At 51.3% G+C, this 15,063-nt stretch carries 13 protein-coding genes; 3 read left to right on the top strand and 10 right to left on the bottom strand.

Annotated elements, in window-relative coordinates; all coding sequences use genetic code 11:
- Nucleotides 1-16: 16 nt before the first annotated feature.
- The 9 genes from R84865_RS05560 to R84865_RS05600 all read right to left on the bottom strand — a co-directional run bounded on the left by R84865_RS05560 (nucleotide 17) and on the right by R84865_RS05600 (nucleotide 10,975).
- Nucleotides 17-946 (bottom strand): glycosyltransferase family 2 protein, encoded by a 930-nt coding sequence (locus R84865_RS05560; protein ID WP_435631031.1) that lies wholly within the window; start codon nucleotides 944-946, stop codon nucleotides 17-19.
- Nucleotides 946-2,316, bottom strand: a complete 1,371-nt coding sequence (locus tag R84865_RS05565) for an O-antigen ligase family protein (protein ID WP_435639058.1) — start codon at nucleotides 2,314-2,316, stop codon at nucleotides 946-948. The genes R84865_RS05560 and R84865_RS05565 overlap by 1 nt, the downstream gene beginning before the upstream one ends.
- Nucleotides 2,317-2,386: 70 nt before the next feature.
- Nucleotides 2,387-3,871 (bottom strand): hypothetical protein, encoded by a 1,485-nt coding sequence (locus tag R84865_RS05570; RefSeq protein ID WP_435639059.1) that lies wholly within the window; start codon nucleotides 3,869-3,871, stop codon nucleotides 2,387-2,389.
- Nucleotides 3,872-3,939: 68 nt separating this feature from the next.
- Entirely contained in the window at nucleotides 3,940-4,614 is a 675-nt protein-coding gene (locus tag R84865_RS05575) for a WecB/TagA/CpsF family glycosyltransferase (RefSeq protein ID WP_435631034.1), read from the bottom strand.
- Nucleotides 4,615-4,622: 8 nt separating this feature from the next.
- Nucleotides 4,623-5,993 (bottom strand): undecaprenyl-phosphate glucose phosphotransferase, encoded by a 1,371-nt coding sequence (locus R84865_RS05580; RefSeq protein ID WP_435639060.1) that lies wholly within the window; start codon nucleotides 5,991-5,993, stop codon nucleotides 4,623-4,625.
- Nucleotides 5,994-6,005: 12 nt separating this feature from the next.
- Complete coding sequence (locus tag R84865_RS05585; RefSeq protein WP_435639061.1) at nucleotides 6,006-7,304, bottom strand: lipopolysaccharide biosynthesis protein; 1,299 nt, start codon at nucleotides 7,302-7,304, stop codon at nucleotides 6,006-6,008.
- Nucleotides 7,305-7,316: 12 nt separating this feature from the next.
- The gene (locus R84865_RS05590; protein ID WP_435636528.1) at nucleotides 7,317-7,958 is read right to left on the bottom strand and encodes a glycosyltransferase; all 642 of its coding nucleotides are present in this window, start codon (nucleotides 7,956-7,958) and stop codon (nucleotides 7,317-7,319) included.
- Between the two features lie 269 nt (nucleotides 7,959-8,227).
- Nucleotides 8,228-9,490, bottom strand: a complete 1,263-nt coding sequence (gene glyA / locus R84865_RS05595; RefSeq protein WP_435631038.1) for a serine hydroxymethyltransferase — start codon at nucleotides 9,488-9,490, stop codon at nucleotides 8,228-8,230.
- A gap of 819 nt (nucleotides 9,491-10,309) precedes the next feature.
- A complete protein-coding gene (locus R84865_RS05600) occupies nucleotides 10,310-10,975 on the bottom strand; it encodes a hypothetical protein (protein WP_435636527.1) in 666 nt (221 codons plus the stop codon).
- Between the two features lie 168 nt (nucleotides 10,976-11,143).
- Here R84865_RS05600 and R84865_RS05605 point away from each other — a divergent pair, with 168 nt between their 5' ends.
- A complete protein-coding gene (locus R84865_RS05605; RefSeq protein ID WP_435639062.1) occupies nucleotides 11,144-12,148 on the top strand; it encodes a CorA family divalent cation transporter in 1,005 nt (334 codons plus the stop codon).
- A gap of 46 nt (nucleotides 12,149-12,194) precedes the next feature.
- Here the strand turns inward: R84865_RS05605 and R84865_RS05610 are convergent, their stop codons facing one another.
- On the bottom strand, nucleotides 12,195-12,470 hold the full coding sequence (locus R84865_RS05610) for an Rdx family protein (protein ID WP_435631041.1): 276 nt from the start codon (nucleotides 12,468-12,470) through the stop codon (nucleotides 12,195-12,197).
- A 443-nt stretch (nucleotides 12,471-12,913) separates the two neighbouring features.
- Between R84865_RS05610 and R84865_RS05615 the strand changes: the two genes are divergently transcribed.
- Entirely contained in the window at nucleotides 12,914-13,105 is a 192-nt protein-coding gene (locus tag R84865_RS05615) for a PA3496 family putative envelope integrity protein (RefSeq protein WP_435631042.1), read from the top strand.
- Nucleotides 13,106-13,330: 225 nt separating this feature from the next.
- Nucleotides 13,331-14,992 carry an energy-dependent translational throttle protein EttA gene (gene ettA / locus R84865_RS05620; RefSeq protein WP_435631043.1) on the top strand — a complete coding sequence of 554 codons (1,662 nt, stop codon included), beginning with the start codon at nucleotides 13,331-13,333 and terminating at the stop codon, nucleotides 14,990-14,992.
- Nucleotides 14,993-15,063: the final 71 nt, after the last annotated feature.

A 15,063-nucleotide genomic window follows, 5' to 3' on the forward strand; every position in this document is an offset into this window, starting at 1 on the left:
GGATGGTCCACGCGAGCTACACGCCACTTCGCCTTGCGAGCACATTGCGCTTGAACGCCTTGAAGGCAATTTTTAACTGCCACGCGTTGCGAGCGCTGGCAAGCGCCCTGCCCGACTGAAGCACGCTGTCCACGTAATGCCCTTGAGCACACGCAATTCTGCTACGAATGCAGCGGCTCCTGAGTCGAATATTACTGCCAGCGCTGCCTCGCACCTTGTCGGCAATTTTTTCGTCGAAGTAACAGCGGGTCAGCTTGCCAATAAATCGGTAATCGCTGTTACTAACGCGCTGCTCACCGTGTACCGTTAATACGACTAACGCTTTCGGTACGGTGGTGAAGGTGCAATCTTTCAAGAACAGCTTTAACAGCAGTATTTTTTCCTGGTAGCGGGGAACGGGACTGAATCCACGCACGGCGATCAGCGCTGCGCGTCGCACCAGCAACATCGATGAATAAATAGAGCTGCGCATCACAAAGTGCTCTGTGTCGCCGAAATCTCCCTTGATAAGCGCTTCTTTCACCACCTCGGACACTGCTGAATCTCGCGTGGTTCGCTCCACCATATTGCAGCTACATACGTCTGCACCGGTGCTCGCCAGCGCAGCTACTTGCTGGCGTATCTTGTCTTCGACAAAAAAATCGTCGTCATCAAGAAAGGCAATGTACTCACCCTTCGCGCGCAGGATGCCGGAATTGCGCGCTTTCCCCCCTCCACCGTTGGAGGGGCGCTTGAACAGCCTCAGCCGATTATCGTCCCGCTCGCGCACCATCTGCGCCGCAAACTCGGAATAAGCGGACTCTGTATTATCGTCAACGACGATAACTTCCAGGCATGGATACGTCTGAGCGAGAGCGCTATCAACTGCGCGTGCTAATGAGTCGGTTCTTTTGAACGTTGGAATGACAATGCTGATGAGCATCGGCGCCTTAGCAGGGATAGCCATCAAGAACGGATCACTGTCGAATCAACAGAATCTGATGAGCTATCAGCCGCCATAGACGGTTGCCTCCGTTCCAATGAATTGGTCCTTTGATCGGAGGTAGCCATTATTATCAGCAAAGGGATGGCAAGGGACACGAGAAGGCCTACCTTGTCAGAATCGAATAAAGGATCGCTCACCCCAAACAATATGAGAAAGCCAACAAATAAGCGAAACATGTCGTTGACTATGCGTTTGCGCCATGCCAAGAGGATCATTGCAACATGAAAAGACATAACCCCCAATAGTCCTATAATGCCTTGAAGAGACATTACTTCGATAATTTCATTATGCACATGGTGCCTCGCATAACCCGATATCATACTACCAACGGCAGGATCATTTTTTGTCATGTCCTGGATAATAGGTTGAATTACAGCGAATCGGTCAGTCGGCGAATATCCCCAAGGGTTGACAATAAATGAATGAATGCCAGCCTTCCACATCACGAGACGAGCACCAAGCGAGCCGCCCTGATCACCATGGGCGTAACCATAAAGATCTGAATATACGTTATGAAAACGCTCATTTAAAAGAAAAGCAATCACAACAACAATAACGATTAAACATAATGCTGAAACAACGGGTCTTGTGCTTATCCTCATTCTATACAGACCTGCTAACTTCCAAATAATGACAACCGCTGCCATAAGCACCATAATTAGTGCACTGCGCGTTTGCGTCAGCGACACCAGAAAACTGCCACATATAAATGCAATGGTAATCACTAAATAACTAAATAACGATTTTAGCCCGTTCAATGCCATGCCACTTATGATTAAGGTCATTGTAGCGAAAACCAGGCCGGCGGGTACTGGATGACCAATTTTTAAGGAAATCCGCCCTACCCCCTGCCAGTGTTGCTGCAGCCCTTTCACCGCACAAACGGCTAGCGCCAATGTCAATAACAGCAACAAGACCTTGCGCGTGCATGGCAGCACACGTACGTTGAAGAGCACCACATAGCCAGAAAGTAATGTGCTACAAGCCCAAAACACGCAATTCTTCGTTAGGTATATGCTCATCCAATCGAACGGCGGCGCTATACTAACCGTGCTCAGCCAGTAAAGCTGGGACACCAGGAGCAACAATAATCCGCCGCCGACAAGACCAAGGTCTCTCACAGCCCTTCTTGGTACGGCAGGCAGGCAGCGATCACGAATCAATCTAGCAAGGATATCCATTGCCGCGATGGCAACGGTGACATACAAGCAATGTACCGAAAAGCTCCGGTCATAAGGCATCCCGAACATTGCCAAGGCCAGCCCAAGAACTACGAGTGTACTGAGCAATTTGTTCTCAGCGGGGGCGGGCAGGACTTTCGAACCATTCATTGCATACCAACTTCTATCGTTGCGTGAAAAAACCAACTTGATGCCCCCACGTTAATCAGACGCTTTCAGATCACTGCTTCATGGCTTCCGTCGCCCTCCCTCTGGGGTCTCGATTTCCCGGTGTCATGAAGTAAAGCGCCATGGTGAGGGCGTAGAACACACTATTGTATGCTGACACTGACAGCGATGACAGCATCAGGACTCCTGTCACACAGACTATATCGATTTTCCGATAACCTGATTTCCATAACCCGTAAGCCAAAAAGAGATTGAGGAATAGCAAACCAATCAAACCATGATCATAGATCCCTCGAAGCAAGTACGAATGCAGGATTACCGAATAGCAACGGCCATCATTTTCATAACTAAAAAGCGTGCCCCAATAAGATAGGGCTTGGCAGCTCTCGGCTGATAAAGGCGTCAAAGGTTTAGTGCCGACCAGATAGTTCCACCAATGCCAGTTCTGAGTAGATTCCAGGAACATGTGCAAAAATTTTACCCGATCAACTGAACCGATTTTTTGCTGTACTTCCGCGCCACTAACTGTTTCGTCGTGGCTTTCAGAGCCTTGAGAATGATCCAGAGTACCATCATCATGGGCTTTGATATCAGAGGTGGTCACGTCAGCCGGTGCATCATCAATTCCGGTATCTTGCTGTTGCTCAGGAGAGCCATTGTCAATCGAGACGGAATGACGCTCAGATATCTCTTGCGGGCCTTGATCTGCAAAAAGTTGTTCTCCTCGATGGTACACCTGAGTCCCAATTTGCGACATGGATATATCCATGCGCCCCAGTACAACACTCGCAATAAGTAACAGCAGGAAAGGACAGATCAATAACCATCGAAAACGAACCGATGCCCAGGTCCGAATAGCGCTACAAAAATACACGGCAAACAGACACAACATTGCACTTCTGGAGCCCGAGAGGTAGACCACCAAAATCATGATAATAAAGGTCCAGAGCTTATGCTTCAGTTGATCGATAGCAAGGAAATAGAGTAGAACCAGAAACACTAGTTCAAAGTTGTTTTCCATGTAAACGCCTGGGCGACTACCCATACGCTCATCCACGTTCAACCAACGTGAATAGCCATATTTGATCAAAAATATTGCGAGCATAAAGTACAACAAGTACTTGATGGCGGGAAATGTGATTGCCCTGCGATTGACCAGAAAGCATAGTAACAATGTATAAACAAATGCTTTATAGGCCAGCAAATAGTCTTTGATGCTAGCGGGTGATGAAAAGTAAGCTATAAAAAAAGTGGTGATCAGGTAAACGAGACTGATCAGGAAGAACATGCGGGCACCACGGTCGTTCAGTGGCTTCGCTAAAAAACCTAGCATCGCTATCGAAAGAAACGTTAGCTCGAAAAGAGGAGAAACGGGTAATATATTGTAATTATATGGGCCATGATAAAATGGCAGAGTCGTATAAGTAAACAACCCCGTCAAACCTGTGGCTATCAATACTAAGAAAAGAAGCCCGATCGACAATTTCACCGGCATGGGAATATCTTGATCACGGCGGTACAGATTATTAAATATCATTTACTCTTCCTCATCCCCGATATGCCATTTTCCAGGAACCCCTACGTTTGGGCCACCTAGAAGCACTATTAATTAACGTGTTTTATATATTTGAAGGCCCGCACGGGATACTGCACAAAATATCGGGTGAGGAGCCGTCCAGGCTCTTTTCTGAGGCGATATAACCAACGCAGGTTATGTCGATCGTAAAATTCGGGATAGTAATCTTTGCCGCCGGCATCCACCAACTGATCAAAATAGCCCCCACAAGTGAAGCCAGTGCCCCGCCACCCCTTATCGCGCAACTCAAGCAACATGCGCTCCTGACGCCCGCCTCCCATGGCAACTACGATAACGTCAATCCCCTGAGCGGCGGCGATCACTTTTTCTCGCTGCTCGGTTGTCTCGAAGTAGCCCGGCGACACCAGACTGATGTTCAACCCAGGATATTTTGTCTTGAGAACATTGCTTATTTTTGCGGCCGTAGCCTTGTCTCCACCGATCAGAGCTACGGAAAGCGCTTCATCCACTGCCTTTTGAAATACCAAAGGCGCTATGGAGGTATCGTCGAAACTGACACGCTCAACGCTCTTCCGCTTGAGGATTTTGAGGGCCTTCACCATCAGGATGCCATCAGCGTAAAAACGAAAATGCTCAATTTGCCGATCCGACAGTTGCTCCTTCACCTCTCCCAGTGAAAAGAGATTGATGAAAGAAGTATCACTGCCCGTTTCCCACGTATATGCGCGCCGAATGAATATCATATCGTCTCTTAATAGGCATTTTTGCCCACGAATCCCTTGAAAAAGGTCATCGCGATAATCTTCAAGTCAAAAGTAAGCGACCAGTTTTCGATATACCAAAGGTCGAAGCGCACACGCTTTTCCATCTTATCGAGCGTGTCCGTTTCCCCTCTAAAACCGCTGACTTGAGCCCAACCGGTAATGCCTGGCTTGACCTTATGCCGCTGCATGTAAGATTCCACCAACTTCATGTAATACTCGTTATGCGCGAGTGCATGCGGTCTAGGGCCCACGATGGACATACGTCCCTGCAATACATTAAAGAACTGCGGTAACTCATCAATCGACGTTTTACGCAGAAATGCGCCCACACGAGTGACACGAGGGTCATCTTTGGTGGCTTGCTCTACCTTGCCGTCCTTCTCATCGTGCAAACGCATGGTACGAAACTTATAAATCTTGAAGCGCCTACCATCGATCCCGGTTCGGTACTGTTTGAAAAGCACCGGGCCTGGCGATGACCATTTAATCATGATGGCAACAACCAGGCACAGCGGCGAAATCATTAACAGAATCAATAGCGAACCAACAATGTCTTCAAGCCGTTTCAATGCCTTGTATTCACCCCGAATTGGCGACATGTTCAAGTCGAAAGAATAGAAGCCAAACATCTCGCTAACATGATGATTTAAAAGTGGCAGGTCGGTCAGCTCGGGGAAAAAACGGATTTCAACCGTCAAAAAACGCAATGAATGCATCAGTCGATTGACGTCACTGCCCATTGAAAGAGGAAGTGCCAGCCATAGCTCTCTAAACTCATACTGCTCAACCTGCGCCACAATCGCATCAAGGTCGTCGTCGGATATGTGATGATCGATGCGGTAGGTTCCACCAATCGAGTAACGCCGAGTCTTGTCGTTACGCATCCCTCGCACAATATTCAACAGCGCATCGCTTCTGCCCACCATTAGCACGCGACTCTTGGTACGGTGGCGCATCAGATAAAGACGATTGGCGAAGCCCATCAGACACTTGAAGAGGAGAGATAAAACAAAACTGCCCGCAAGAGTTGCTGCATACCACAAACGCGAGTATTCGATGGAAAAGTGCAGAATATAAATGAGAGCTGCGCCCACCAGCGTTGTAATCATCCAGATGGTCATCATCTTGAAGATGACCGAGTGAAAACGCATTCGTAGCCAATTCTGGTAGAGATCGACATGCCAGGAGAAAACGACGACCAAAAGCGAAATGATAAGCATCGCTATTTTAAAACGGTCGTGCATTTCAACCGAGCCAAACCGAGCATAGTAGGCGATGGTACCTGCGCCCCACACAGACATGATATCCAGCACCGGGCCTAAAATGCGCAAGGATTTGTAGGATTCTACTCTCAGCATTTTAAAAACCCATCAGCCGTGCTGCGCCGGTGACTTCTTCCACCAGCCAAGCAAATTGATGTTCATTTTGTTATTCACTGCCCAAGCCGCGACGATATTTTGAAACGCCATGATAATGAAGATGGCCAGTGCAGCACCCAAGGATCCCAACGCTGGTACAAGCACGACATAACATAATACGCCAATGACAGAGGCTATCAGCAAAATGTTCTTCATCAGAGCGTGATAGCCCGACATGGTCAGCATGAACACGGCTGGACCTGTCAACACATTCACGAACTGGGCCAGCGCCAGCAGAATTAGACTATATTTGCCAGCTTCGAACCCGTCGCCGAAGAACGCAAGCACCCAAGAGGGAGCGAATACCAATAGAGCCACGATCGGCGTTGAAAAAAACGTCATGTACTTGGTGGTATCCAGCGCTAGCCTTTTGATACCGGCATGATCGCTGATGCTACTCATATGAGCGAAACGCGGCGCCACTATGCTGTCGAATACGGTCAGAATGAAGTTGACCGTAAACGCCAGCCGGTGAGCGATTGAAAATATCCCAACCGCGGAGCTATTCACGAAGTACCCCAGTGCGACCAACCCACCCCACTGTGTTAGATAAAATACAAAATCAATCTGAAAATAGGTCCAGAGGGACTTCATGAAAGGGCTGATCGTAGTGAAACTGGTTGGGATACGCACACCCCGCCAACCAATGATCCCTAACCCGACCAGGATCATGATGGACGTCATTATCACCAAAGCATGCATGCAAAAGCCCGCGCTTAAGGGAACCCCTAGGAAATGGCTACACCAGATCGTCAGAGATGTAAAAAGCGATAACATCCCGATCTCGAAGAATGAAGACACTTCCGACAGATTGAACGCACGCATCCAGGCACAGATTAGCAAGGACACCACTAGCAGAGGGAACTCGATCGCCACCCAATGAAATACTGTAATCAGATCCTGGTTATGGAAAAGAACGTCGGATATCCAACAGGTACCCCAGAAAACGACGATGGCCAAGGGTACCGAAATAAGTAGGGATACCAGAATCGAGCAAAAAAAATGTGTATTGACGTTGTCTTGATCACGCTCACCTACATGGATACCGCCGAATCTGAGCACCGCATTTTCCATGCCGAAACAGCCGAAAACCTTCATGCCCATGAGGCACGAAATTCCTGTCATGAAAAGCCCTGTCTGATAGACCCCCAGCAATACTCCCAGGGTGAAGGTCAGCCCAAAAGTGCCTGCGGCCGATAATCCACGTGTTGCAAATGTCAGCAACGATTTACGAAGGAACGCGACGTTCATCCCAGGTTTCCTTTACTTCGATACCAGGACGCGTTTCAGCTTGGACAAGAAACTCATTTTCCAGTTTTTCTCCCAGTGATGAACGGCATAGGTCGACTCAGTGATATCCGCCACCATTAGTTGCTTTACCGCCTTCGTCTCATCGTAGGGGTTATAGGGATAAAAGTATGTTTCGGGATAGCAGGTCACTTCCTGAGAGCGCTTGAGCCCCTCGTTGGCAAGCTCTGGAGCAATTAAAAAAGGCTTGTTCTGGCGGAAGCGCTCTTCCATGAGCGTCATGCAGCAACGCACGAAAGGATCACCAGGCTCGGCACCCACTACGGCGCTATTAAGGCGATTTTTAGCTTCGTAACCAAGGAAACAGCGATTATCGAGCAGAGGATCGAAGGATCTGACTACCTCGATATCGACATCCAGATAAATGCCCCCATGTTGCGACAGCACAAAATAACGAGCGTAGTCGCTGGCAAAGGCATATTGCTTTTTCTCCAGCAACTTCCATGACAAAGCGGCCTCACGAGGCAGGTTGTCTTCATTCCAGAGAATAATTTCATACTCTGGCAAATGGCGCTGCCAGCTCTGAATACATCTTTCAATCAGTGCGCTTTTCGGGTTGTTGCCAAACCAGATGTAATGAATTTTTTTAGGAATCATTGTATTCAACTTATAGTTACAACCAGTGTCTTAAGACGTTCCCGGCGCTTTGGAGTTAAGAGATTCCTTGCACTTATCAGGACCACATCCGAAGAGCCAAGTCACGTAATGCCCATTCAGGCTCACTGGAAATACACGGTCTTTGCAAAAGGTAGACAATATTTTACAGCATCCTCCGCTTAGCCGCTGCGTTCATCCTTAGCCAAATATAAAAAGCCGCACCCTAAGTGCGGCTTTCCGCAGGTTACTTTTAGTAGATAGCGTGCGGCTTAGCTATAAACCGGCAGGCGTTTGCACACTTCAGCAACCTTCGCTTTAACCTGCTCCTCTGCAGCAGCACTGTCTCCACCCGCGAGGGCGTCGAGCACGTCGCAGATCCAGCCGGCCAACAATTTGCACTCTTCTTCGCCAAAGCCACGCGTTGTTACTGCGGGTGTACCAATACGCAACCCTGAGGTAACAAACGGGCTTTGCGGATCGTTGGGCACTGCGTTCTTGTTCACGGTGATGTGGGCGCGGCCCAGCGCGGCATCGGCATCCTTACCAGTGATGCCCTGCTTCACCAGCGATAGCAGGAACAAGTGGTCCTCGGTGCCGCCTGATACCACGTCGTAGCCACGCTCGAGAAACACAGCGGCCATTGCTTTGGCGTTTTTGACTACCTGACGCTGATATACCTTGAACTCTGGCTCGAGAGCTTCCTTGAAGCACACCGCCTTGGCTGCCACGACATGCATGAGCGGGCCGCCCTGCTGCCCCGGGAACACCGCTGAGTTCAGCTTCTTGTACAAATCGGCATCGCCCGCTGCTGAGAGAATCAGCCCGCCGCGAGGACCGCGCAGCGTTTTATGCGTTGTGGTGGTAACCACATGGGCATGCGGTAGAGGGCTGGGATATTCGCCGGCGGCAATCAGGCCTGCCACGTGGGCCATATCAACGAAGAACCATGCGCCCACTGCGTCGGCGATTTCGCGCATACGCGCCCAATCCACAATCTGGGAGTAGGCCGAGAAGCCGGCAATGATCAGCTTCGGCTGGTGTTCCTTGGCTAGCGCTTCGATTTCGTCGTAATCAATCAGCCCTTCATCGTTCAGGCCATACTGGATCGACTTGTAGTGTTTGCCAGAAAAGCTGGGCTTGGCACCGTGGGTCAGGTGACCGCCTGCGTCCAGGCTCATGCCGATTATGGTATCCCCTGGCGTTACTAGCGCCTGGAATACCGCGGCATTGGCCTGAGAGCCGGAGTGCGGCTGAACGTTGGCATAGTCGGCACCGAACAATTCGCACGCGCGACGAATCGCCAGCTCTTCGGCGACATCGACGAATTCACAACCGCCGTAGTAGCGCTTACCGGGATACCCTTCTGCGTACTTGTTGGTTAGCTGACTACCTTGCGCTTCCATTACCCGCGGGCTGGTGTAGTTTTCCGACGCAATCAGCTCGATATGATCTTCCTGTCGCTGAACTTCGTTGTGGATGGCGTTAAGAAGATCGTCATCGTAGCCCGCAATAGTCATGTCGCGTGTGAACATGCAGATTCCTCAAGATAGCAAATGAAAAACGAGGTGATCGGAACGCTGCCAGCACGCACTCCAACCAACATCGTCTGTCGCTACCAGAAGCCAACACGAGGGCCCTGAGATACCGATGAGCGAGTTCGAAAAGAGAGGGTGTACAGCCAATTTCCAGCAGAAATCGAATTATTGCCATGATACCGCAGAGCGCCAGCGTTTACAGCAGCCTTGTGCTGTACTCGTGCCGTTGGCGGCGGAACCATATTGAAATGAAAAGGTCGAAAAATCAGACTTGAACATGGAGGGTGCTGGCCAACGCGCGGCCGGCATCAGGCCCCCATCCAATTAGAGGGACCGATATGCGTTCGCCCAATGTCACGACCGAAAAGCGATACCGATGGTTGCAGCGAGCCCACCGCCAGCTAACAAAAGTGGCTTTGGCCTTTTCGATACTGGCAATCACCATGGCAATTATCGTTGGCCCTTATACTCAGGCAGGCCAACACCTTTCCCACCACATCAATCACATCGTTGCGAGCATCGCCCCGGTAACTACCAGCGATGACGGTGGAGGCACATCGCGACAGATAATCGCCGACGTAGCAAGCCACCACTCTACCCCTGCTGCACCATCGGCCCCGCCCCGCAAGACACCCGTCTAAACACTGAACCTTGACACTAAGAAATTCACGTGCACGCGCAGCGCCTTCTACTAAATACAAAGCCGTCGTGATGGCGAAACATCACGACGGCTTTGATACCACGGCAGCAACTACCGACTCGAAACAGCGGCGTACCAGCTTACTGCGTTAGCCTGGCAGACACCCGGCTTCTCTTTTATGACTCGGTTTGACGGCGTAACTTACGCGATAGCAGCGTGAATTCAATAGTGGAGAAGAACATCAGAAGATAGCCAAGTGACTCCGAGCACTCTTCAACCGCATCCTTGACGACACGCAGGTAATGATCGCCTAGCGCGGCTTCCCACATAACGCTTCTTCCCAACAGCCGCGAAAACACGTAAGTCGCCAACACGCCTGAAAGAAACATGCCAAACGCGCGAGTGTTGAAATAGATACGCATCTCAGCGAACAGCGTCGAGCGCTGGACAAAGGTGTAGTAAAGCGTGCCTGCGCCAAGCACCAGCACTGGCCATTTCCAAAAGCCATGGGAAATGGAATCGAGGAAGTAGTCGTTTTCACGTATCAGCGATGCCAGCAAAAACATGGCGACGATCATCGCCCCAACCGGAAATACCTGAAAGCGCTTGCGAGCCGCGAGCATAATCACTGCCGACACGCCCAGCACCAAGCTCTGCGAGAATTCGGTGAAGGAAAACTCCGAGAATTTCCAGTCAGCAGAAACATCACGCGTGGCGTCCCACAGCATGCCTTCGCAATATCCGAATACAATGGCTATATAAATGACAACGCGCAGTAAAACGCTTCCGCACTCCGCACTGGACAGCGGAGCGATATGGCTTTTAAGAGGTTTGGCAGACATGGCGATTGACTTCAACAAGGTTGGGTGGCTGACTTCAGGTCACGCACTTCAATGACGGGGCGTATTTTGCCATAACCTGAAGGTTTCGGGGCAATCTGATGCCACTCCACGCTTAAGAAAGCCGCAATCCCTCATTGCTGGCATCACCGTACACTCAGGCACTTCCCTATGACGCAAGAAGCTACTACCGCCCTGATTACCGCCATGCGCCTCGATCAGTCAGGAGGCGCCACATCGCTATCAATGGACGAGCTCGAACGTGTGTGGCAAAACGACGAAGGTCTCCTGTGGATGCACCTGGACTTTCGCCAAGCCAACATTCAGCAGCTACTTTCTACCCTTGCCGAGTTGGACTCAGCGGTTATCGATGCGCTTCTGGAAGAGGAAGTGCGCCCTCGCGTTGCTCGATTCCCGGGCGGTTTGGTCACTACCCTGCGGGGCGTTAACGTTAACCCCGGTAGCGAGCCCGACAAGCTGATATCGCTGCGCGCCTGGCTGACCCCAAATCGTTTGGTTACCCTGCGCCGGAAGCCGCTTGATGTCGTGCAGCAAGTACGCGACGAATTCACGCAGCATCAAGGCGCGACTAACCTCACCGGAATTCTGGCACGTATTGCTGACAACCTTGTCGACCAAACCGGTACTCTGCTTGCGCAAATGAATCAGTCGCTGGCGCAGCACGAGGAGGCGATGCTTAACGACAGCAGCGTAACGACACGCATGCTGGCGCAGCTAAGGCGCCCGATGATCATGCTTAATCGCTTTATTCAGCCGCAATATGACTGCCTGAATCGATTGGGCGATGCCTCTTTGCAGCTCGATGAAGCGAATCGCATTACCTTCCGCGAATCTGCCAACCACCTCTCGCGCTATCTGGAAGATCTAAAAGCGATGCAAGATCGCGCGCTGATGCTTCAGGAGCAGATCTGGAGCATGCACAGCGATCGACTCAACAGCCGGATGTACCTGATTTCGGTGATTACAGTGCTGTTTATGCCGCTAACCTTCCTGACTGGGCTACTCGGCGTAAACGTTGGCGGCATTCCAGGCGCAAACAATGCACATGGCTTTTTATGGGTATTGGTGATTTGCCTGAGCATTAGTCTATTACTAACGCTTGGCATTGTGGGCTTTCGGCAACTGCGCCGGCGACGCTATCGTGGCGGCAGCTAGTGTCGCTAGCTGCTTACCTGCGGCGCGGCCGCGCCATCTGCTTCGATCACGAGTGATCGCGGTCGACGTGGCCTAAATCGCGCTCGGGATCCAGGTGATCTCTTACCAAACGCTTCAATGCCTTGATCTCCGGGAAGCCGCCATCGCGCACGCGCTCCCATAGGATCTCCTGGTCCAGCCGAATTTCGAAACGACCGCCATGGCTGGGCGCCAGGGCAACTTCTTCCAGCGATTCACCGAAAGTTTGCAGAAGCTCCTGCGCATACCAGCCCGCCCGCAGTAACCACCGACATCCGGTACAATAATAAATGGTGACCTTCATCAGCACCCTCGCCTATTAACCACTTTTGATTTAACACTCACCCCAGCGCCCTTCGACACTGGTACCTGCAGCTTCCTCCCCCAAGGATCATCGATCAACCCAGCTATCCGCCCTTCGCCTCGGTTATCCGCAGTGCTCTTGGCCCACTTTCTCGGACTTGAATCGAATCTCCATAATTCAACCAGACAAAATGCTTGTCAGCCAAATTCAACGGCGCTATATAGCGCTTTAAATGAGCACAACATTTCATCCATGGGGTGCTTATTGATCACTGGCTGGCGTACAACGATAGACAAGTGCTCCTTGTACAGAGGCCAGAATCTGTAAAGGCGTTACCGATTGTGCCAATACATCGGTAGCTGAAAACTTGTTGTTTGGAAGAGCACTAAGCACCGCGACAACGCTTTAAGCGCTCTCCAAATTGGCCTGATGAGAGGTGTATCGTGAGCTCAGAACATTACTCGACTGACATCGAAATCGAAGAAGAAGAATTCGATGCCGTCAATGATGAAGAATTTTCCCCCAAAACACGCACTAAAAGCGATTCTGATACGCGTCGTAGAGTAGAAGCGTTATTGGAAGAGCGTCGTCTCAAACAGCTAATCGACGACTGGGACGATTGGGACGAGCAATAAACGCTCGCATCAACACGTTCGCACCAACAACAACGATTGCAGGAGGCGCTCGCGTCTCCTCTTTCTGTTTTCAGTGCTATATCGATCACTTCTACTCTGGTTAATTGCTGCTTCCCTCTTTATCATCTCGCCTATATCGAGCCGCCGTCAGGCTAGCTCCTTTCACGCAATGGCGTTGGTAGCGACCGCTATCGACCATCCAATAGAAGAGGCATATCCCCCGCTATGGCGCAATACGTTTACTCGATGAACAGGGTCGGTAAAACCGTTCCTCCCAAGCGCGAAATCCTCAAAGACATCTCGCTCTCCTTCTTCCCGGGCGCGAAAATTGGCGTTCTTGGCCTCAACGGCTCAGGCAAGTCGTCGCTACTGCGTATTATGGCGGGCGTCGATACCGAATATAACGGTGAAGCCGTCCCGATGGCAGGCATCAACGTCGGCTATCTGCCCCAGGAACCCGAGCTTGATGACAGCAAAAACGTGCGCGAAACGGTCGAGGAAGCGCTGGGAGAGGTCAAGAATGCTCAGGCTGAGCTCGACAAGGTCTACGCCGCCTACGCAGAACCCGACGCCGATTTCGACGCGCTAGCGGCAAAACAGGCGAAGCTGGAAAACATCATCGAAGCCGCCGACGCACACAATCTTGAGCGCAAGCTCGACGTCGCTGCCGAAGCGCTGCGTCTGCCGCCCTGGGAGGCACGCGTAGGCAACCTATCGGGAGGCGAGCGCCGCCGTGTGGCATTGTGTCGGCTGTTGCTCTCTAATCCCGATATGCTGCTGCTGGACGAGCCAACCAACCACCTTGACGCTGAGTCAGTCGGCTGGCTGGAACGCTTCCTGGTGGAGTACCCCGGCACCGTTGTCGCCGTCACCCACGATCGCTACTTCCTGGATAACGCAGCGGGCTGGATTCTCGAGCTCGACCGCGGACGCGGTATCCCCTTCGAAGGCAACTACTCCGACTGGCTGGAAGCGAAAGAGCAGCGCCTTACTCAAGAAGCCAAGCAAGAGGCCTCTCACCAGAAAGCCATCAAGCAGGAGCTTGAATGGGTACGTCAGGGCGCCAAAGGACGTCAGGCCAAGAACAAGGCACGTCTGGCGCGCTTCGAAGAGATGCAATCGAACGAATTCCAGACCCGTAATGAGACCAACGAAATCTATATTCCGCCTGGTCCTCGTCTGGGCGACAAGGTCATCGAATTCCACAACGTTGGCAAGCGATTCGATGGCAAACTGCTGTTTGAAGATCTTTCTTTCACCGTTCCCAAAGGCGCGATTGTCGGTATCGTCGGCGGTAACGGCGCGGGAAAATCAACGCTTCTGAAGCTGGTCAACGGTACAGAACAACCTGACGCTGGCGACGTCGTGCTCGGTGATACGGTCAAGATTGCCTATGTCGAGCAGCTTCGCGATGCGCTCGACAATAACCAGACGGTATGGGAAGCGGTATCCGATGGTCAGGATATTCTGAACATCAACGGCTACGAAACGTCGTCACGCGCTTACGTAGGCCGCTTCAACTTCAAGGGCAACGACCAGCAGAAATTTCTCAAGGACTTGTCAGGCGGTGAGCGCGGCCGCTTGCAGCTGGCTCAAACGCTTAAGCAAGGCGCCAACGTGCTGCTGCTCGACGAACCGTCCAACGATTTGGACGTCGAGACACTGCGCGCGCTCGAAGAAGCACTGCTTGCCTTCCCGGGCTGTGCCATGGTGATCAGCCACGATCGTTGGTTCCTGGATCGTGTAGCAACGCACATTCTCGCTTATGAAGGTGACTCGAAAGTGGTCTTCTTCGAAGGATCGTACAGCGAATATGAAGCGGATTATCACAAGCGCGTAGGCAGCGACACGCCCAAGAAAGTGAAGTACAAACGCATCGATGCTTGATGCACAGAGGCGGATAGCCACATAAAAAGCGCGGGGCTGAAGATTCAGCCCCGCGCTTTTTTTATTCACGA

Source organism: Carnimonas bestiolae, assembly GCF_051251145.1.
GTDB lineage: Bacteria > Pseudomonadota > Gammaproteobacteria > Pseudomonadales > Halomonadaceae > Carnimonas > Carnimonas bestiolae.

What these genes read in the sequence shown, in the direction of transcription:
- R84865_RS05605 (WP_435639062.1), top strand. Translation starts at nt 11,144, where the DNA reads ATGACGCAAGAAGCTACTACCGCCCTGATTACCGCCATGCGCCTCGAT.
- R84865_RS05610 (WP_435631041.1), bottom strand. Translation starts at nt 12,470, where the DNA reads ATGAAGGTCACCATTTATTATTGTACCGGATGTCGGTGGTTACTGCGG.
- R84865_RS05590 (WP_435636528.1), bottom strand. Translation starts at nt 7,958, where the DNA reads ATGATTCCTAAAAAAATTCATTACATCTGGTTTGGCAACAACCCGAAA.
- R84865_RS05565 (WP_435639058.1), bottom strand. Translation starts at nt 2,316, where the DNA reads ATGAATGGTTCGAAAGTCCTGCCCGCCCCCGCTGAGAACAAATTGCTC.
- R84865_RS05560 (WP_435631031.1), bottom strand. Translation starts at nt 946, where the DNA reads ATGGCTATCCCTGCTAAGGCGCCGATGCTCATCAGCATTGTCATTCCA.
- R84865_RS05585 (WP_435639061.1), bottom strand. Translation starts at nt 7,304, where the DNA reads ATGAACGTCGCGTTCCTTCGTAAATCGTTGCTGACATTTGCAACACGT.
- R84865_RS05580 (WP_435639060.1), bottom strand. Translation starts at nt 5,993, where the DNA reads ATGCTGAGAGTAGAATCCTACAAATCCTTGCGCATTTTAGGCCCGGTG.
- R84865_RS05575 (WP_435631034.1), bottom strand. Translation starts at nt 4,614, where the DNA reads ATGATATTCATTCGGCGCGCATATACGTGGGAAACGGGCAGTGATACT.
- R84865_RS05570 (WP_435639059.1), bottom strand. Translation starts at nt 3,871, where the DNA reads ATGATATTTAATAATCTGTACCGCCGTGATCAAGATATTCCCATGCCG.
- R84865_RS05600 (WP_435636527.1), bottom strand. Translation starts at nt 10,975, where the DNA reads ATGTCTGCCAAACCTCTTAAAAGCCATATCGCTCCGCTGTCCAGTGCG.
- ettA (WP_435631043.1), top strand. Translation starts at nt 13,331, where the DNA reads ATGGCGCAATACGTTTACTCGATGAACAGGGTCGGTAAAACCGTTCCT.
- glyA (WP_435631038.1), bottom strand. Translation starts at nt 9,490, where the DNA reads ATGTTCACACGCGACATGACTATTGCGGGCTACGATGACGATCTTCTT.